The sequence below is a fragment of the Piscinibacter lacus genome (assembly GCF_016735685.1).
Lineage (GTDB): Bacteria > Pseudomonadota > Gammaproteobacteria > Burkholderiales > Burkholderiaceae_C > Aquariibacter > Aquariibacter lacus.
Map to the genome: position 1 here is coordinate 199,675 of NZ_JAERRA010000002.1, position 16,549 is coordinate 216,223.

The 16,549-nt window shown below is 72.9% G+C and carries 16 protein-coding genes; 5 read left to right on the forward strand and 11 right to left on the reverse strand.

Going from position 1 to position 16,549, the window contains the following annotated elements; translation table 11 throughout:
• The first annotated feature begins 27 nt into the window (after positions 1-27).
• The 3 genes from JI742_RS11215 to JI742_RS11225 are packed head-to-tail and all read left to right on the forward strand — an operon-like array spanning position 28 to position 4,684.
• Complete coding sequence (locus JI742_RS11215; RefSeq protein WP_201826908.1) at positions 28-2,229, forward strand: chemotaxis protein CheW; 2,202 nt, start codon at positions 28-30, stop codon at positions 2,227-2,229.
• A gap of 48 nt (positions 2,230-2,277) precedes the next feature.
• Positions 2,278-4,080, forward strand: coding sequence for a methyl-accepting chemotaxis protein (locus tag JI742_RS11220; protein ID WP_201826911.1), 1,803 nt, complete (start codon positions 2,278-2,280; stop codon positions 4,078-4,080).
• Positions 4,081-4,111: 31 nt separating this feature from the next.
• Entirely contained in the window at positions 4,112-4,684 is a 573-nt protein-coding gene (locus tag JI742_RS11225) for a chemotaxis protein CheW (RefSeq protein WP_201826913.1), read from the forward strand.
• Positions 4,685-4,759: 75 nt separating this feature from the next.
• On the opposite strand, the gene JI742_RS11230 is transcribed toward JI742_RS11225, so the two are convergent.
• Positions 4,760-7,411, reverse strand: coding sequence for an ABC transporter permease (locus JI742_RS11230; protein ID WP_236677010.1), 2,652 nt, complete (start codon positions 7,409-7,411; stop codon positions 4,760-4,762).
• A gap of 182 nt (positions 7,412-7,593) precedes the next feature.
• Here JI742_RS11230 and JI742_RS11235 point away from each other — a divergent pair, with 182 nt between their 5' ends.
• The gene (locus JI742_RS11235; RefSeq protein WP_201826915.1) at positions 7,594-8,445 is read left to right on the forward strand and encodes a DODA-type extradiol aromatic ring-opening family dioxygenase; all 852 of its coding nucleotides are present in this window, start codon (positions 7,594-7,596) and stop codon (positions 8,443-8,445) included.
• Positions 8,446-8,514: 69 nt separating this feature from the next.
• Here the strand turns inward: JI742_RS11235 and JI742_RS11240 are convergent, their stop codons facing one another.
• From JI742_RS11240 to JI742_RS11255, 4 genes are all read right to left on the reverse strand, one after another.
• Positions 8,515-9,558: an NAD(P)H-dependent glycerol-3-phosphate dehydrogenase gene (locus tag JI742_RS11240; protein ID WP_201826917.1), complete on the reverse strand. Its 1,044-nt coding sequence runs from the start codon at positions 9,556-9,558 to the stop codon at positions 8,515-8,517.
• Positions 9,559-9,598: 40 nt separating this feature from the next.
• Positions 9,599-10,069, reverse strand: coding sequence for a protein-export chaperone SecB (gene secB, locus JI742_RS11245; RefSeq protein WP_201826919.1), 471 nt, complete (start codon positions 10,067-10,069; stop codon positions 9,599-9,601).
• Between the two features lie 140 nt (positions 10,070-10,209).
• Complete coding sequence (grxC, locus tag JI742_RS11250; RefSeq protein ID WP_201826921.1) at positions 10,210-10,473, reverse strand: glutaredoxin 3; 264 nt, start codon at positions 10,471-10,473, stop codon at positions 10,210-10,212.
• Between the two features lie 34 nt (positions 10,474-10,507).
• Positions 10,508-10,963, reverse strand: a complete 456-nt coding sequence (locus JI742_RS11255; RefSeq protein ID WP_201826923.1) for a rhodanese-like domain-containing protein — start codon at positions 10,961-10,963, stop codon at positions 10,508-10,510.
• A gap of 97 nt (positions 10,964-11,060) precedes the next feature.
• Here JI742_RS11255 and gpmA point away from each other — a divergent pair, with 97 nt between their 5' ends.
• Positions 11,061-11,804 (forward strand): 2,3-diphosphoglycerate-dependent phosphoglycerate mutase, encoded by a 744-nt coding sequence (gene gpmA, locus JI742_RS11260; protein WP_201826925.1) that lies wholly within the window; start codon positions 11,061-11,063, stop codon positions 11,802-11,804.
• 37 nt (positions 11,805-11,841) lie between these two features.
• Here the strand turns inward: gpmA and JI742_RS11265 are convergent, their stop codons facing one another.
• Genes JI742_RS11265 through JI742_RS11290 form a run of 6 tightly spaced genes read right to left on the reverse strand, consistent with a single transcriptional unit; the run spans position 11,842 to position 16,510 of the window.
• Positions 11,842-12,612 (reverse strand): lysophospholipid acyltransferase family protein, encoded by a 771-nt coding sequence (locus JI742_RS11265; protein ID WP_201826927.1) that lies wholly within the window; start codon positions 12,610-12,612, stop codon positions 11,842-11,844.
• A gap of 13 nt (positions 12,613-12,625) precedes the next feature.
• Complete coding sequence (locus JI742_RS11270; RefSeq protein ID WP_201826929.1) at positions 12,626-13,945, reverse strand: dihydroorotase; 1,320 nt, start codon at positions 13,943-13,945, stop codon at positions 12,626-12,628.
• Positions 13,942-14,904: an aspartate carbamoyltransferase catalytic subunit gene (locus JI742_RS11275; protein WP_201826931.1), complete on the reverse strand. Its 963-nt coding sequence runs from the start codon at positions 14,902-14,904 to the stop codon at positions 13,942-13,944. The genes JI742_RS11270 and JI742_RS11275 overlap by 4 nt, the downstream gene beginning before the upstream one ends.
• Positions 14,905-14,915: 11 nt before the next feature.
• Positions 14,916-15,431: a bifunctional pyr operon transcriptional regulator/uracil phosphoribosyltransferase PyrR gene (pyrR, locus tag JI742_RS11280; RefSeq protein WP_201826933.1), complete on the reverse strand. Its 516-nt coding sequence runs from the start codon at positions 15,429-15,431 to the stop codon at positions 14,916-14,918.
• Between the two features lie 40 nt (positions 15,432-15,471).
• Positions 15,472-15,936, reverse strand: a complete 465-nt coding sequence (gene ruvX, locus JI742_RS11285; RefSeq protein WP_201826935.1) for a Holliday junction resolvase RuvX — start codon at positions 15,934-15,936, stop codon at positions 15,472-15,474.
• On the reverse strand, positions 15,929-16,510 hold the full coding sequence (locus JI742_RS11290; protein ID WP_201826937.1) for a YqgE/AlgH family protein: 582 nt from the start codon (positions 16,508-16,510) through the stop codon (positions 15,929-15,931). Before JI742_RS11290 ends, ruvX begins: the two co-directional genes overlap by 8 nt.
• Positions 16,511-16,549 lie beyond the last annotated feature (39 nt).

Here is a 16,549-nt window from a genome sequence, read left to right on the forward strand (position 1 = left end):
CTGTTCAGGAACATCAAGGAGCCGATGATGGGCGAGTCCCCAGGCATGCAGGGCGGCAGCGCCGCCGGCATCGACCTCAGCCAGTTCTACCAAGTCTTCTTCGAGGAAGCCGGCGAGAACCTGCAGCAGATGGAGCAGTTGCTGCTGGCCCTCGACGTGGCCGCGCCGGACGATGAGCAGCTCAATGCCATCTTCCGCTGCGCCCATTCGATCAAGGGCGGCGCGGCCACCTTCGGCTTCAGCGATGTGGCCGAGCTGACCCATGTGATGGAGACCCTGCTCGACAAGCTGCGCCGCCACGAGCTGGCGGCCACCGCCGGCATGGTCGATGTGCTGCTGGCCTCGGGCGATGCCCTGGCCGGCCAGCTTGCCCGCCACCAGGCCGGCGGCGCCGGTCACAGCCCGGACACGGCTGCGCTGCGCCGGCAGATCGCCGCCTACAGCCAGGGCGAAAGCCCGGCGCCGCAGGCCCTGGCGCCTGCGCCCGCCGCGCAAGCCAGCGCGCCCGGCACGGTGCCGGCCGCGGCGCAGCCCAGCGCAGCCCCGCCGCAGGCCGAGGCCGGCGTGCACGGCGCCGAGGCGGCCGACGTGCCCGTCACCGTCAAGGGCGAACGCATCCTGGAAATGACGCTGGGCCCGCTGGAGCGGCCCGGCCTGGCCGACGATGTGCTGAGCCTGTTCAAGGAGATCGAGGGCCTGGGCCAGGTCGAGCCGGTCGATGGCGGCCTGGCCGCCGACGGCCTGCGCCGCTTCAAGCTGATCACCGCGACGGCCGACAGCGAGCTGCTGGACCTCTTCGCCTTCCACATCGCCCGCGAGCAGGTGCGGCTGCGGCCCTGGGCCGGCGAGCACATCGCGCCGGGCTACGGCTTCTATGCCAAGGCCCCGGGCTCGCCGGTGCAGGAGGAGGACCCGGGCTACGGCTTCTTCGACGACGCCCCCGGCGCCCCCGGCAGCGCAGCCGCCGCGCCCGAGGACGGCCCGGCCCGCCCGGCCGAGGCCGTGGCCGCTGCCCCGGCCGCCGCCCCCAGCGCCCGCGCCGAGGCCAAGCCCGCCGGCCTGGAAGGCACCACCCTGCGGGTGGGCCTGGAGAAGGTCGACCAGCTCATCAACCTGATGGGCGAGCTCGTCATCACCCAGGCCATGCTGGCCCAGCACAGCCGCGTGCTGGACCCCGTGCAGCACCAGACCCTGATCGCCGGCCTGACCGCGCTGGACCGCAACACCCGCGACCTGCAGGAAGCGGTGATGTCGATCCGCATGATTCCGATGGGCACGGTCTTCAGCCGCTTCCCGCGCATGTTGCGCGACCTGGCGGCCAAGCTCGGCAAGGAGGTCGAGCTGCTGACCGTCGGCGAGGCCACCGAGCTGGACAAGGGCCTGGTCGAGAAGATCACCGACCCGCTGACCCACCTGGTGCGCAATGCCTGCGACCACGGCATCGAGCTGCCCGAGGAACGCCGCGCCAAGGGCAAGCCCGAGCAGGGCACCATCACCCTGGCGGCCAGCCACCAGGGCGGCAGCATCGTCATCGAGGTGCGCGACGACGGCAAGGGCCTGTCGCGCGCCAAGCTGCTCAAGAAGGCCCGCGAGCGCGGCCTGGCCGTGAGCGAGGAGATGAGCGATGCCGAGGTCTGGTCGCTGATCTTCGCGCCGGGCTTCTCCACCGCCGAGGTGGTGACCGATGTGTCCGGCCGCGGCGTCGGCATGGACGTGGTCAAGAAGAACATCTCGGCGCTCGGCGGCACGGTCGAGATCGATTCGGCCGAGGGCCACGGCATGCGCGTGGCGGTGCGGCTGCCGCTGACGCTGGCCATCATGGACGGCATGAGCGTGGGCGTGGCCGAGGAGGTCTACATCCTGCCGCTGGCCAGCGTGGTCGAAAGCTTCCAGGTCACGCCGCAGACGGTCAAGACCCTGGGCGGCACCGGCCGCGTGGTGCAGGTGCGCGAGGAGTACATGCCGGTCATCGAGCTGGAGTCGCTCTTCCATGTGCCGCGCGAGGACGGCCAGCAGCCCTCGCATCCCATCATGGTCGTCGTCGAGGCCGAGGGCAGCCGCGTGGCCATGATGGTCGACGAACTGCTCGGCCAGCAGCAGGTGGTGGTGAAGAACCTCGAAGCCAACTACCGCAAGGTGCCCGACATCTCGGGCGCCACCATCATGGGAGACGGACGGGTCGCCTTGATCCTGGACGTGGCCTCCCTGGTGCGCCGCTCGCGCCACTGATTCCCGACCCTGTTCCTCTCACGCCCGCCCCGATCCAAGGACCCTCCCATGCTCACCCAACTGAAAATCGGCCAACGTCTCGGTGTTGGCTTCGCCGGGCTGCTGCTGCTGCTGTTGGCCGTGCTCTTCGTCAGCCTGAGACAGATGTCGGGCATCGAGCACAAGCTCGAAGCCGTCAGTCAGGTCACGATGCGCACCGCCGAACTGCTGGCCGACGCCGGGGCCGCGATTGACATGCGTGCGATCGCAGCCCGCAACCTGACCCTGGAGCAGGACCCCGCGGCCCAGAAGCCGGAGGTCGAGCGCATCCACGCGGCCAAGTCCAAGCTCGATGCCTCGCTGGCTGATCTGAGCCAACTGGTGGCCAGCGACCCCAAGGCCACTCCGCAGGACGTCCAGATGGTCCAGGACCTGCTGGCCCTGGAGAAGCGTTACGAGCCGATCGCCGCCGAGATCGTCGCGCTGGCCACCGCACAGAAGCAGGCCGAGGCCATCCAGCAGCTGACGAAGTCCTGCATGCCGCTGCTCAACGAGATCCTCGACAAGTTGCACCAGTTCAACGAGTCCTCGCGCAAGGAGGCGATGGCCGAGACCGCAGCGGCCATGAGCAGCTACCAGCATTCGCAGCAACTGATGATCGCCTTGGGCCTGGGCGCGGTGATGCTGCTGATCGGCATGGGCTGGGCGCTGACCCGCTCGGTCACCCGGCCGCTGGACCGGGTGGTCCAGGCCACCCGCACCATCGCCTCGGGCGACCTGAGCCAGGCCATCACCATCGACGGCAAGGATGAAGTGGCCGACGTGCAGCGCGCGCTGGCCGACATGCAGGCCAATCTGCTCAAGCTGATCACCGAGGTGCGCAACACCACTGACGGCATCTCGACGGCGAGCACGCAGATCGCCACCGGCAACCTCGACCTTTCCAGCCGCACCGAGCAGACGGCCTCCAACCTGCAGGAAACCGCCAGCTCGATGGAGCAGCTCACCGGCACCGTCAAGCAGACGGCCGACTCGGCCCGCACCGCCAATCAACTGGCGTCCTCGGCCGCGACGGCAGCGCAGCGCGGTGGCGCGGTGGTGACGCAGGTCGTCTCCAACATGGAGGACATCAGCGCCTCCAGCAAGAAGATCGCCGACATCATCGGCGTGATCGACGGCATCGCCTTCCAGACCAACATCCTGGCGCTGAACGCTGCGGTGGAAGCTGCCCGGGCCGGCGAGCAGGGCCGCGGCTTCGCGGTGGTGGCCGGCGAGGTGCGCAACCTGGCCCAGCGCAGCGCGCAGGCGGCCAAGGAGATCAAGGGCCTGATCGGCGACTCGGTCGACAAGGTCGAATCCGGCGCCCGCCTGGTGCAGGACGCGGGCAGCACCATGGAGGAGATCGTCTCCAGCGTGCGCCGGGTCAGCGACATCATCGGCGAGATCACCGCCGCCTCGGCCGAGCAGAGCGATGGCATCGGCCAAGTCAACCAGGCCGTCAACAACCTCGACCAGATGACGCAGCAGAACGCGGCCCTGGTGGAGGAAAGCAGCGCCGCCGCCGAATCGCTGCGCGAGCAGGCCCAGCGACTGCAACAGGCCATCGGCAGCTTCCGCCTGGAACAAGGCGCGCAGGTGCAGGCCGCCCAGTTGATCGACCGGGTGCGCAGCAGCCCGCGGAAGGCGCCGGCCCCGGCCTCGACCGCCGCGAAGCCGGCGGCGCCCCGGCCGGCTGCCGGCAAGCCCGCCCCGCGCGCCACGGCGGCCCCGGCCGCCCGACCGGCCGCTGCCCCGCGCTCGACGGCCGCCGCCCGCCCCGCCAGCCCGCCGGCCGCCGCCCCCGCGGGCGACGACGACTGGACCAGCTTCTGACCGGCCCCACCCCACCGAACCGGAAACCGCCATGGACACCCTGACCGCTCCCCGCACGAACGCCCCGACCCCGGCCGCGGCCGCAGCCCCCGCCCGCACGCCGTCCCGCAACGAAAGCTCCTACGGCGCGGCCCACGGCCAGACCGCGAATGCACCGGGCCGCGAGTACCTGAGCTTCTGCCTGGGCCAGGAGGAGTACGGCATCGACATCCTCAAGGTGCAGGAGATCCGCTCCTACGAGGCGCCGACCCGCATCGCCAATGCGCCCTCCTTCCTGAAGGGCGTGATCAATCTGCGCGGCGTGATCGTGCCGGTGATCGACCTGCGGGTGAAGTTCGGCTGCGAGGCCGAGATCACCGCCATCACTGCCGTGGTCGTGCTGAGCGTGAAGGGCCGGATCGTCGGCGCGGTGGTCGATTCGGTCAGCGACGTGCTGGAACTGCCGCATGCCCTGGTGAAGCCGGCGCCCGAGATGGGCACCCTGGTCGACACCAGCCACCTGATGGGCATCGCCAATGTGAACGAGCGCATGCTGATCCTGCTCGACATCGAATCGCTGATGTCGAGCAGCGAGCTGGGCCTGATCGACGCGGCCAGCCACTGAGCGCCGGGGCCGCGCGCCCCGACCGCCCCCGCCCGACGCCGCCGCCGCCCACCCGGGCGCGGCGGCGTCGGCCGTTCAGGGGCTGCTGCGGCGCAGGGTCTCGACGACCGGCCGGGCCAGCAGGCCGCGCAGGCCCCAACTGCCGGCGAGCAGGGCCAGCAGGGCGCCGGCGGCGGCGCCGGCCAGCGGCACCCAGAGCGGTGCCGTCCAGCGGAACTCGAAGGCGTAGCGCGCCAGCGCCGCGCCCAGGCCCATGGCCACGACCGAGGCCAGCGCGCCGGCCAGCGCGCCCAGGCCCAGCAGCTCGACCCGCAGCACCTGGGCCATGAGCTTGCGGCCGGCGCCCAGCGCGCGCATCACGGCGGCCTCGTGCAGGCGCTGCTCGCGGCTGGCGCGGATGGCGGCCAGCAGCACCAGCAGGCCGGCCGCCAGGGTGAAGGCGAAGAGGAACTCGACCGCCCGCACGACCTGGTCGAGCACCCGCTGCACCTGGGCCAGGGTGGCCGACAGGTCGACCACGGTCACATTGGGAAAGGCCTGGCTCAGGCGGCTGTCGAAGCCGGGGCCGGCCTGGCCCGGCGGGCGCGGCGGGGCCTGGAAGGCGGCGATCCAGGTCACCGGCAGCTCGGGCATGGCGGCGCGCTCGAACATCACGAAGAAGTTCACCCGCATCGAGGCCCAGTCGACCTGGCGCAGGTTGCGGATCACGCCCTCCTGCGCCTGGCCGGCGATGTCGAAGCGCAGCCGGTCGCCGAGCTTCAGGCCCAGCTCCTGGGCCAGGCCCTCCTCGACGCTAAGCGCCTGCGGCGCATCGGCCGCCGCCGCGCCGGCCTGCTGCGCCGCAGCCGCATCCCAGCGACCGGCGACGAGGCGGTTGTGGGCCGGCGCCTCGGCGGCATGGCTGAGGTTGAACTCGCGCTCGACGAGGCGGTTGGCGCGCTCGGTGGCGAACTGGCCGGCGCGCACCGGCTGGCCGTTGATGGCGCTGAGCCGGCCGCGGATCATGGGATACCAGTCGTAGCGGGCGACGCCGGCCTCGGCCAGATGGGCGCGGAAGGCCTCGGTCTGGTCGGGCTGGATGTTGATGACGAAGCGGTTGGGCGCATCGGGCGGCGTGGCCTCGCGCCAGCTCGCGATCAGGTCGGTGCGCAGCAGCACCAGCAGCACCAGGGCCAGCAGGCCGACCGACAGCGCCGCGACCTGCACCATGCCCTGCACCGGCCGCGCCGCAAGCTGGCGGGTGGCCAGGCGCAGCGGGCGCGGCAGGAACAGGGCCGCGCCGCCGGCCGGCACCGCCTGGCGCAGCAGGGCCATCACCCCGCCGCCGGCCGCCGCGAAGAGCAGCAAGGCCATCGCGAAGCCGCCGACGACGATGGCCCCCAGCCGCGGCGTGGCCGCCGTGGCCCACAGCATGGCGCCGAAGCCGGCCAGACCGGCCAGGGCGGTGAGCAGGGAGACGGCGCGCGGCCGGCCCAGCTCGCGCCGGATCACCCGCAGCGCCGGCACCTGGGCCAGTTGCAGCACCGGCGGCAGGCCGAAGCCGAGCAGCAGGCTCATGCCCACGCCCAGGCCCAGCAGGGCCGGCGCCGGGCCGGGCGGCGGCAGCTCGGCCCCGACCAGGCTGCCCAGCAGCCAGACGAAGACCTGATGCACCGCCAGGCCGATCAGCAGGCCGACCGCGCTGGCCGCCAGGCCGGCCACGCCGAAGCCCAGGGCATAAGCCCCGGCAATGCGCCGCTGCGACTGGCCGAGCACGCGCAGCATGGCGCTCTCGTCCAGATGGCGGTCGGCATAGTGGCGCGCGGCAATCGCCACCGCCACCGCGGCCAGCAGGGCGGCCAGCAGGGCCACCAGGCGCAGGAAGGAGGCGGCGCGGTCCAGGGTCTGGGCCATTTCGGGCCGGCCGGCTTCCAGGGATTCGAGCTGCAGGCCGCGCCAGCCTTCCTGGCCGATGCGCAGCCGGGTCTCGTCCAGGTAGCGCGTCACGGCCGCGGCCTCGCCGCCGGCCGGCAGGGCCACGGCCAGGCGATGGCTGACGCGGCTGGCCGGCTGCACCAGGCCGGTGGCGGCCAGGTCGTCGAGGTGCAGCATCACCCGCGGCGCGAAGCTGAGGAAGCCGGCGCCGCGGTCGGGCTCGATGCGCAGCACGGCATCGATGCGCAGGTCCGCATCGCCCAGGCCCAGGCGGTCGCCGACCTGGAGCTGCAGGGCATCGAGCAGGGCCGCATCGACCCAGACCGCGCCGCGCGGCGGCGCCGCCCGCAGGCTGCGGGTGCGGGCGGCATCGGCCTCGGGGCCGTCGGCCAGTTGCAGCGCACCGCGCAGCGGATAGGCCGCATCGACGGCCTTGACGGCGACCAGCCGGCTGGCGCCGCCGCGCGCCTCGGGCGCACGGGCCATGCTGGGGAAACCGACGCTGGCCGAGGTCTTCAGGCCCAGGGCGCGGGCGCGCTCGGCCAGCACCGGGGGCAGGGGTTGGTCGGCGACCAGCACCGCGTCGCCGCCGAGCAGGGCCTGGGCATCGCGGCTCAGGCCGGACTGCAAACGTTCGGCAAAGAAGCCGACCGCGCTGAGCGCGGCCACGGCCAGGGCCACTGCAATGAGCAGCAGGCTCAGCTCGCCGCCGCGCAGGTCGCGCCAGCCCTGGCGCCAGGCCAGGCGCAGCAGGCTCGGCGGCCGGAAGCTGGGGGACGGGGACGGAGCGATCGGAGGGGAAGACGCGGCCATGCCGCGACCCTAGCCGATCCCGGGCCGGGGGCCTGTGCGGCGGGTCTTGGCCGGACGGGCGCGGTAGTGGGCGCGGTGGGAGGCGCGGTCGGGCTGCGCCGGGCGATGGCGCCCACGGCATCTGCATGCCGGGGTCAAAGCGCTTGAACAGCGGCGCGGGCGGACGGGCGTCCAATCCGGCCATGGCCCCGCACCCCCTGCCCTTTCCTGCGCTCTTCGTGTCCCATGGCTCGCCGATGCTCGCCTTGCAGCCTGGCCCGGCGGGTGAGTTCATGCGCCGGCTCGGCCCGGCGCTGGAGGCCGGCTTCGGCCGGCCGCGCGTCATCCTGGCGCTGTCACCGCACAACCGCACGCCCGAGCCCACCCTGCTGACCGCGATGCGGCATCCCGCCATCCACGATTTCAAGGGCTTCCCCGAAGCCCTCTACCGCCTGCGCTACGAGCCGCCGGGGGCGCCGGCCCTGGCGGATGTGCTGGCGGCGGCCCTGGCCGCGCAGGGCCTGCAGGTCGCGCGGCGCGAGGCGGGCGGGCTGGACCACGGCGTGTGGAGCGTGCTGCGCTTCGCCTGGCCCGATGCCGATCGGCCGGTGCTGCCGCTGAGCCTGCCGGACCAGGCCACGCCCGCCATGTTGCGGGCCCTGGGCGCCGCGCTGGCGCCCAGCCTGGCCGAGCACGGCGTGCTGCTGCTGGCCAGCGGCAGCCTGACGCACAACCTGCGCCTGCTCTTCGGCCCGCAGGGCTGGCTGCCGCAGGATGCGCCGGAGCAGGCCGGCACCCGCGCCTTCCGCGACTGGGTGCAGGCGCGCGTCGCCGCAGGGGATGAGGCCGGGCTGCTGGACTACCGGCAGCTTGCCCCCGCCGCCCGCGAGCAGCACCCGACCGACGAGCACTGGCTGCCCTTCTACCTCGCGATGGGGGCCGGCGGCCTGCACGAAGCCGCCCGCCTGCATGCCGGCGTGGACCACGGCGCGCTGGCGATGGACAGCTATGCCTTCGGCCCCGGCGCGGCGGCGCTGGCCCAAGCGCTGCGCTGAGGCCCTGGGCCGGCCGCCCCGCAAAGGGCCCGCGGCCAGCGGCTCAGCGCCGCGGCCGGGGGCAGCCGCTCAATGCTCGGCGCGGGCCTCGCGGCGCATCAGCGCGCGCACGGCCTCGGCGGGGCCGAGCCGGCCTTCGAGCACCTCGACCACGGCGGCGGTGATCGGCATCTCCACCCCCAGCGCGCGGGCGCGGGCCAGCACGGTCGGCGCGGTCGGCACGCCTTCGGCCACATGGCCGAGCGCGGCGACCGCCTCGGCCAGGCTGCGGCCGGCAGCCAGTTCCAGGCCGACGCGGCGGTTGCGCGAGAGCGCGCCGGTCGCCGTCAGCACCAGGTCGCCCAGGCCGGACAGGCCCATGAAGGTCTCGGGCCGCGCGCCCAGGGCCAGGCCCAGGCGGCTCATCTCGGCCAGGCCGCGGGTGATCAGCGCGGCGCGGGCATTCAGGCCCAGGCCGGGCTCGCCGCCCGCGCGGGCCGGCAGGCCGTCGGCGATGCCGGTGGCGATGGCCAGCACGTTCTTGACCGCGCCGCCGACCTCGACCCCGACCGGATCGTCCGAGGTGTAGACGCGCAGCGCCCCGCCGTGGCAGGCCGCGATGGCCTGCTGCGGCAGCCAGGGGTCGCGGCTGGCGGCGACCAGGGCGGTCGGCTGGCCCAGCGCCACCTCCTGCGCGAAGCTGGGGCCGGAGAGCACGCCGCTGCGCAGGCCGGGGGCCAGCTCGGCGGCGATCTCGTGGCCGAGCCGGCCGCTGCCGGCCTCGAAGCCCTTGCAGAGCCAGAGCAGGCCCACGCCGTCGGGCAGGCCGGCGCCGGCACAGCGGGCCAGCAGGCCGCGCAGGCCGGCCATCGGGCTGGCGATGATGATCAGGGCGCCCTCGGGGCCCTCGGCCCCGGCGCGGGCATGGTCGAGTGCGGCATCGAGCGCATCCTCGATGTGCAGCGCCGGCGGCAGGGCGACGCCGGGCAGGTAGCGGGCGTTCTCGCGCTGCGCGCGCAGGGCCCGGGCCTGGGCCGGGTCACGCACCCACAGGCAGGGCGCATGGCCTTCGCGCGCCATGGCCAGGGCCAGGGCGGTGCCCCAGGCGCCGGCGCCAAGCACGCTGATCCGCATCACCCCGCCCGGCCGGCCCGCTGCCCGCGCCCGGCCGCGATCAGGCCTGGCCCAGGGATTCGCCGGCGAGCTGCTGCAGCTCGGCCTGTTGCTGGGCGTCGAACATGGCCTGGAAGTTGACCTCGGTCAGGTGCACCGGCGGGAAGCCGGCGCGGGTGATCAGGTCGGCCACATTGGCACGCAGGTAGGGGTAGAGGATGCCGGGGCAGGCGATGCCCAGGATGGGGCGCATCTGCTCCTGCGGCAGGTTGCGGATCTCGAAGATGCCGGCCTGCTTGGCTTCCACCAGGAACAGGGTGCGGTCGGCGATCTTGGTCTGCACGGTCGCGGTCACGGCGACTTCGTAGATGCCGTCGGCCACCGTCTCGGCGCCGACGCCGAGGTTGATCTCGATCTGCGGCTGCACCTGTTCGAGCAGGATGCGCGGCGAGTTCGGCTGTTCGAGCGACACATCCTTCAGATAAACGCGCTGGATCTGGAAGATGGGATCGGCTTGCTGTTCGTCGGCCATGAGGGGCTTTCGCTGGGGTCGGGGAGCCCGGCCGCGCGCGGCGCGGCCTGGGGTCAGGGTGTCGTGCCCGGCCGTCCGCCAAGGATCGGCCGCGCAAGAGGCGCGCGATTATGGCCGGGCCGCGTGGCCCGGCCCGGGCCTCAGCCGCCCTGGCCGAGCAGGGGCAGCAGGCCGCCGCGCTGGTCCAGCGCGATCAGGTCGTCGCAGCCGCCGACATGGGTGTCGCCGATGAAGATCTGCGGCACGGTGCGGCGGCCGGTGCGGGCCATCATGGCGTCGCGGGCGGCGGGATCGAGGTCGATGCGGATCTCCTCGATCGCGCTCACCCCGCGCTGCTTGAGCAGCGCCTTGGCGCGCAGGCAGTAAGGGCAGACCTGGGTGGTGTACATCTGGACGGTGGCCATCGCGGCGTCTCCTCGTGACAAGGCTGGGGCGGGCTCAGGCCGACTTGCGCTTGGCCGGCGGGCTGGCGGCGGCCTCGGCCGCGCCGCGCTCGATCGGAAGCTGCGCATCTCGCCAGGCGGCGGTGCCGCCCGCCACGGCAACGACGCGGGCGTGGCCGGCCTTCTTCAGCAGGTCGACGGCCCGGCGGGCGCGGGCGCCGGTCGGGCAGATCAGCACCACCGGCCGGTTCTTGTCGCTGGGCAGCAGGCGCGAGCCCTCAAGCTGGCCGAAGGGCAGCGCGCGGGCCGGCGTGGCATGGCCCTCGGCATATTCGGCCGGCTCGCCGACGTCGAGCATCACCGCCTTCTCGCGGTTCAGCAGGGTCACGGCCTCGGCCGGGCTGACGCTGGCGCCGCCGCCGGAGGCGCCGCGCAACTGCTGTGCGACGAGCAGGCCCCCCGAGGTGGCGGCGATCAGCACAAGGATCCAGTTCTCGATCAGGAAGTCCACGGTGTCTTGTCCCCGTAAGCCGGGTGGGTCCCGGCAAAGCCCTGATTCTAGAATCTCGGGTAATTACGGATCCCCCGACCTCCCCCAACCCCACCCCATGCACAAGCTTGTTCTGATCCGCCACGGTGAATCGTCGTGGAACCTGGAGAACCGATTCACCGGCTGGACCGACGTGCCGCTGACGCCCACCGGCGTCGCCCAGGCCCGGGCCGCAGGCAATATGCTGAGGGAGGCCGGCTACAGCTTCGACGTGGCCTACACCTCGGTGCTCAAGCGCGCGATCTGGACGCTCTGGCACTGCCTGGATGCGATGGACCGCACCTGGCTGCCCATCGTCAAGGACTGGCGCCTCAACGAACGCCACTACGGCGCGCTGCAGGGCCTGAACAAGGCCGACATGGCCCGCGAGTTCGGCGAGCAGCAGGTGCTGCAATGGCGCCGCAGCTACGACGAGCCGCCGCCCGCGCTGACGCCGGACGACCCGCGCGGCCAGCGCCAGGACCTGCGCTATGCCGACCTGGCACCCGAGCAGATTCCGCTGACCGAATGCCTGAAAGACACCGTGGTGCGCGTGCTGCCGCTGTGGGAAGGCACGATCGGCCCGGCCATCCTGAGCGGCCAGCGCCTGGTCATCACCGCCCACGGCAACAGCATCCGCGCGCTGGTCAAGCACCTGGACGGCATCTCGGATGCCGACATCGTCAGCCTGAACATTCCCAACGGCACGCCGCTGGTCTATGAGCTGGACGGCGCGCTCAAGCCCCTCCGCCGTTACTACCTGGGCGATGCCATGGCCGACGAGCGCGCCATCGTCGAGGCCGGCCCGCACGGCCAGGACTGACTTCCCCCTGCCCCGGCCCAGGCGGCATGCCGTGGCCTCAGTGGCCGGCCACCGCTTCGGCCGGCAGGCCCAGGGCCTCGGCAATGTCGATGCGCAGGGTCTGCGCGAGCGCCCGCCGGTCGGCATGGCGGCTGCCCCGGGCGGGCAGCCACTGCACCCGCAGCGTGAGGCCGCGGGCCCGCACCACCGCCAGGATGCTGGACATCAGGCTGATCTGGTCGATGTAGGGCGCGGCGCGGCTGATCGCCGATTCGGCGTCCGAGTAGCGCAGGGCCAGGGGCTGCACCGGCACCTCGACGGCGATCGCCGCTTGCAGCATGTTGCCGTGGAAGGGCAGCAGGCCGTGGCCATCGGACGTGGTGCCCTCGGGGAAGACGGCCACCACATCGCCGGCCTGCAGGGCCTCGGACACCTGGTGCACGACGCGCAGCGCATCGCGCCGGCTCTCGCGGCTGAGGTAGAGCGTGCCCGCCGCGTCGCTGAGGTGGCGAAGCAGCGGCCAGCGCCGCACCTCGGCCTTGGACACGAAGCGCGCCTGCGGGCAGACGGCATGGATGGCGGTGATGTCCAGCCAGGACACATGGTTGGCGACCAGCAGGGTCGCCCCCGGCCGGGGCTGGCCTTCGACGATCAGGCGCATGCCCAGGGCGCGCAGCGCCGTCTGGGCCCAGGCCTGCACGCGGCGGCGGCGGCCGGCCTCGTCGACCCGCGGCAGGATCAGGGCGACGGTCAGCACGCCCAGCACGATGTGCAGCAGCACGCGCAGCAGGCGCCAGGCGACGATGGGGGTGCGCAGCAGCTTGTTCATCGGCGGTGCGGGCTCAGGCCGCCTCGGGCGCCAGCTCGTGGGCCACATGGCCCGCGACGATGGTCAGGCGCACGCGGCCGGGCAGGCGCATGCCGGTGGTCTCGAAGGCGAAGGGCGTGTGCTTGCCCTGGCTGCGCAGGCTGCCGGGCTGCACCGTCCATTCGGCCGCCGGGTCGAACAGGCAGAGGTCGGCCACGCCGCCTTCCACCAGCCGGCCGGCCGAGCTGGCGAGCGAGCCCAGGGCTTCGCCCAGCACCCGCACCGGCTGGCTGCTGACGGTGGCTAGGGTGGCCGGCAGGGCCAGGCCGCTGTCGGTACCCCACTTCAGGGCCAGGCTCAGCAGCAGCTCCAGGCCGGTGGCGCCGGGCTCGGCCTCGCCGAAGGGCAGGGTCTTGGCATCGCCCTCGACCGGGGTGTGGTCGCTCACCAGCGCATCGAGCGTGCCGTCGGCCAGCGCGGCGCGCAGGGCGTCGCGGTCGCGGCCCTGGCGCAGCGGCGGGTTCAGGCGCATGGCCGGATTGAAGTAGCCGATGTCGACGTCGCTGAGATGCAGGGAGTTGATGCTCACGTCGGCCGTGACCGGCAGGCCCTCGGCCTTGGCCGCGCGCAGCAGGGCGACGCCGGCCGCGCTGGACAGGCGGCACAGGTGCACGCGGGCGCCGGTCACGCGGACCAGCTCGAACAGGGTGTGCAGAGCCACCGTCTCGGCACTGACCGGCACGCCCGACAGGCCCAGGCGCGTGGCCACCGCACCGCTGGCTGCCACGCCCTTGCCCAGCCAGGGGTCCTGCGGCCGCAGCCAGACGCTGTAGCCGAAGGTGGCCGCGTATTGCAGCGCGCGTTGCAGGACCTGGGTGTCGCGGATGGCCACCTCGGCCTGGCTGAAGCCGACGCAGCCGGCCTCGGTCAGCTCGGCCATTTCGGTCAGGGCCTCGCCGGCCAGGCCACGGGTGAGCGCGCCCAGCGGGAAGAGCCGGCAGCGGCTGAGCTTGCGGGCGCGGAACTTGAGCATCTCGACCAGGCCGGGTTCGTCCAGCGTGGGGTCGGTGTCGGGCAGGCAGACCAGGCTGGTGACGCCGCCGGCGGCGGCCGCGGCCAGCTCGCTTTCCAGCATGCCCTCGTGTTCGTGGCCGGGCTCGCGCAGGCGCGCGGCCAGGTCGACCAGGCCGGGGGCGACGACCAGGCCGCGCGCGTCGATCACGCGGTCGGCCTGGAAATCGGGGCGGACGCTGCCGATGGCGACGATGCGACCGGCCGCGATCGCGACATCGGCCCTCTCGTCGCGGCCGCTTGCCGGGTCGATCACCCGGCCGTTCTGGAGGAGGAGCTTCATGCGAGGTTGCCTGCAATCGTCGACATGACGGCCATGCGCACGGCGATGCCGAAGGTGACCTGGGGCAGGATCACGCTCTGCGCCCCGTCGGCCACGGCGGAATCGATCTCGACGCCGCGGTTGATCGGCCCCGGATGCATGACGATGGCATCGGGCGCGGCCAGGGCCAGCTTCTCCTGCGTCAGGCCGAAGTGCTTGAAGAACTCGCCGGCGCTGGGCAGCATGGCGCCGCTCATGCGCTCGCTCTGCAGGCGCAGCATGATGATGACGTCGGCATCCTTCACGCCCTCGGCCATGTCGTGGCAGACGCGCACGCCCATAGCGCGCAGGTCGCCGGGCACCAGGGTCTTGGGGCCGACGGCACGGATCTCCGGCACGCCCAGGGTGGCCAGGGCCAGGATGTCCGAACGCGCCACCCGGCTGTGCACGATGTCGCCGACGATGGCCACGCGCAGCTGCGTGAAGTCCTTCTTGTAGTGGCGGATCGTGTACATGTCGAGCAGGCCCTGCGTGGGATGCGCATGGCGGCCGTCGCCGGCATTGATCACATGCACATGCGGCGCGCAGTGCTGGGCAATGAGGTAGGGCGCGCCCGATTCGCTGTGCCGCACGACGAACATGTCGGCATGCATGGCGCTGAGGTTGGCGATGGTGTCGAGCAGGCTCTCGCCCTTGGAGGCGCTGGACTTGGCGATGTCCAGGTTGATCACGTCGGCCGACAGGCGCTTGGCCGCGATCTCGAAGGTGGTGCGGGTGCGGGTGCTGTTCTCGAAGAAGAGGTTGAACACGCTCTTGCCGCGCAGCAGCGGCACCTTCTTGACCTCGCGGTCGTTGACGGCCAGGAAAGTCGCGGCGGTGTCGAGGATGCCGTGCAGCACGGCGCGCGGCAGGCCCTCGATGGACAGCAGGTGGATCAGCTCGCCGTGCGCGTTGAGCTGCGGATTGCGGCGGGAAAGCATCGGTCGTCGGCTCAGGCGAGGGTTTGAAGGTCGAAGCTGAAACGGCCTTCGGCATCGCGGCCCAGGGCCAGGCGCTGGGCCGGCGGCAGGGCGATGCGGGCGGCGGAGATCGCGGCCTCGATCGGCAATTCGCGGCCGCCGCGATCCACCAGCACCGCCAGCGTCACGCTGGCCGGGCGGCCGAAGTCGAACAGCTCGTTGATGGCCGCGCGGGTGGTGCGGCCGGTGAACAGCACATCGTCGACCAGCAGCACATGCAGGTTCTCGATCTCGAAGGGCAGCGAGGTCGGGTCGGTGGTGGCGGCCAGGCCGCGGGCGCCGAAGTCGTCGCGGTGCAGGGTGCTGGAGACGACGCCGTGGCGGCCGGGCAAGCCCAGGTCGCGGTGCAGGCGCTCGGCCAGCCAGGCGCCGCCGGACCAGACGCCCACCAGCATGTTCTCCAGCGGATCGCGCGGCGCCAGCCAGTCCTGCACGCGGGCGCGCAGGTCCAGGTAGAGCGCCTCGGCATCGAGGGCGAGCAGGCTCATCGGGGCAGGACTCCGTCAGGCAGGAAGCGCGGGCAGCGGCTCATGGCAGGGCCCGAAGGTATTGGTCGAGCAGCAGCGCGGCGGACCGGGCATCGAGGCGCGGATCGGGCCGGCCCGGCCGGGCCGGGCGGCGGCCGCCCTCGGCGGCGAGCACGGCCTCGGCCTCGACGCTGCTGTAGCGTTCATCCACCTCGTGCACCGGCAGGCCGTGGCGCAGGCCAAGCTGGCGGGCGAAGCGGCGGGCGGCGCGGCTGAGATCGTGCTCGGCGCCGTCGGGATGGAAGGGCACGCCCACCACCAGGGCGGCGGGCTGCCATTCGGCCACCAGGGCGGCGATGGGCGCATAGCGGGCCTCGCCCTCGGCCTGCACGGTGGTCAGCGGGCTGGCCTCGCGCAGCAGGGTGTTGCCTACCGCCACGCCGGTGCGGCGCAGGCCGAAGTCGAAGCCCAGCAGGGTCTGCGGGGCGGCGGAAGACGGCGCGGGGCCGCCGGCCGGCTCAGGCATGGCCGGCTTCGCTGCTGAGCATGCCCAGGTCGATGCCGAGCAGGGAGAGCGCCCGCTTATAGCGCTGCTCGACCGGGGTGTCGAAGATCAGCGTCGGCTCGGCGGCCACGGTGATCCAGCCGTTGCGGCCCAGCTCTTCCTCAAGCTGGCCGGCGCTCCAGCCGGCATAGCCCAGGGTGACGAAGACGCGGCGCGGGCCGGCGCCGTGGGAGAGCGCCTCCAGCACGTCCTTGGAGGTGGTCATCTCCAGGCCGCCGGGGATCTTCAGGCTGCTGGTGTAGCCGCCGCCTTCGACTTCGAGCGCATCGTGCAGCACGAAGCCGCGCTCGGTCTGCACCGGGCCGCCGACGAAGACGGGCTGGGCGGCCAGGTCTTCGCGGTCCAGGCTGAGGTCGACCTTCTCGAAGAGCTTGCTGAGCGTGATGTCGCTGGGCCGGTTGATGACCAGGCCCAGCGCGCCGCGCTCGGAGTGTTCGCAGAGGTAGACGACGGTGCCGGCGAAGTTGTCGTCGGCCACGCCGGGCATCGCGATCAGGAACTGGTTGGTGAGGTCAATCGAGGCGCCGGAGGACATGGTGAGGATTCTAGGTGGCGGGCACACTGCGGCCGCCCC

Excerpts from the sequence above, each read along its gene's own strand:
- JI742_RS11225 (WP_201826913.1), top strand. The coding sequence starts at position 4,112 with ATGGACACCCTGACCGCTCCCCGCACGAACGCCCCGACCCCGGCCGCG.
- ruvX (WP_201826935.1), bottom strand. The coding sequence starts at position 15,936 with ATGCCTGAGCCGGCCGGCGGCCCCGCGCCGTCTTCCGCCGCCCCGCAG.
- pyrR (WP_201826933.1), bottom strand. The coding sequence starts at position 15,431 with ATGAGCCTGCTCGCCCTCGATGCCGAGGCGCTCTACCTGGACCTGCGC.
- JI742_RS11230 (WP_236677010.1), bottom strand. The coding sequence starts at position 7,411 with ATGGCCGCGTCTTCCCCTCCGATCGCTCCGTCCCCGTCCCCCAGCTTC.
- JI742_RS11215 (WP_201826908.1), top strand. The coding sequence starts at position 28 with ATGGGCGAGTCCCCAGGCATGCAGGGCGGCAGCGCCGCCGGCATCGAC.
- JI742_RS11220 (WP_201826911.1), top strand. The coding sequence starts at position 2,278 with ATGCTCACCCAACTGAAAATCGGCCAACGTCTCGGTGTTGGCTTCGCC.
- secB (WP_201826919.1), bottom strand. The coding sequence starts at position 10,069 with ATGGCCGACGAACAGCAAGCCGATCCCATCTTCCAGATCCAGCGCGTT.
- JI742_RS11265 (WP_201826927.1), bottom strand. The coding sequence starts at position 12,612 with ATGAACAAGCTGCTGCGCACCCCCATCGTCGCCTGGCGCCTGCTGCGC.
- JI742_RS11235 (WP_201826915.1), top strand. The coding sequence starts at position 7,594 with ATGGCCCCGCACCCCCTGCCCTTTCCTGCGCTCTTCGTGTCCCATGGC.
- grxC (WP_201826921.1), bottom strand. The coding sequence starts at position 10,473 with ATGGCCACCGTCCAGATGTACACCACCCAGGTCTGCCCTTACTGCCTG.
- JI742_RS11240 (WP_201826917.1), bottom strand. The coding sequence starts at position 9,558 with ATGCGGATCAGCGTGCTTGGCGCCGGCGCCTGGGGCACCGCCCTGGCC.
- JI742_RS11270 (WP_201826929.1), bottom strand. The coding sequence starts at position 13,945 with ATGAAGCTCCTCCTCCAGAACGGCCGGGTGATCGACCCGGCAAGCGGC.
- JI742_RS11290 (WP_201826937.1), bottom strand. The coding sequence starts at position 16,510 with ATGTCCTCCGGCGCCTCGATTGACCTCACCAACCAGTTCCTGATCGCG.
- gpmA (WP_201826925.1), top strand. The coding sequence starts at position 11,061 with ATGCACAAGCTTGTTCTGATCCGCCACGGTGAATCGTCGTGGAACCTG.
- JI742_RS11275 (WP_201826931.1), bottom strand. The coding sequence starts at position 14,904 with ATGCTTTCCCGCCGCAATCCGCAGCTCAACGCGCACGGCGAGCTGATC.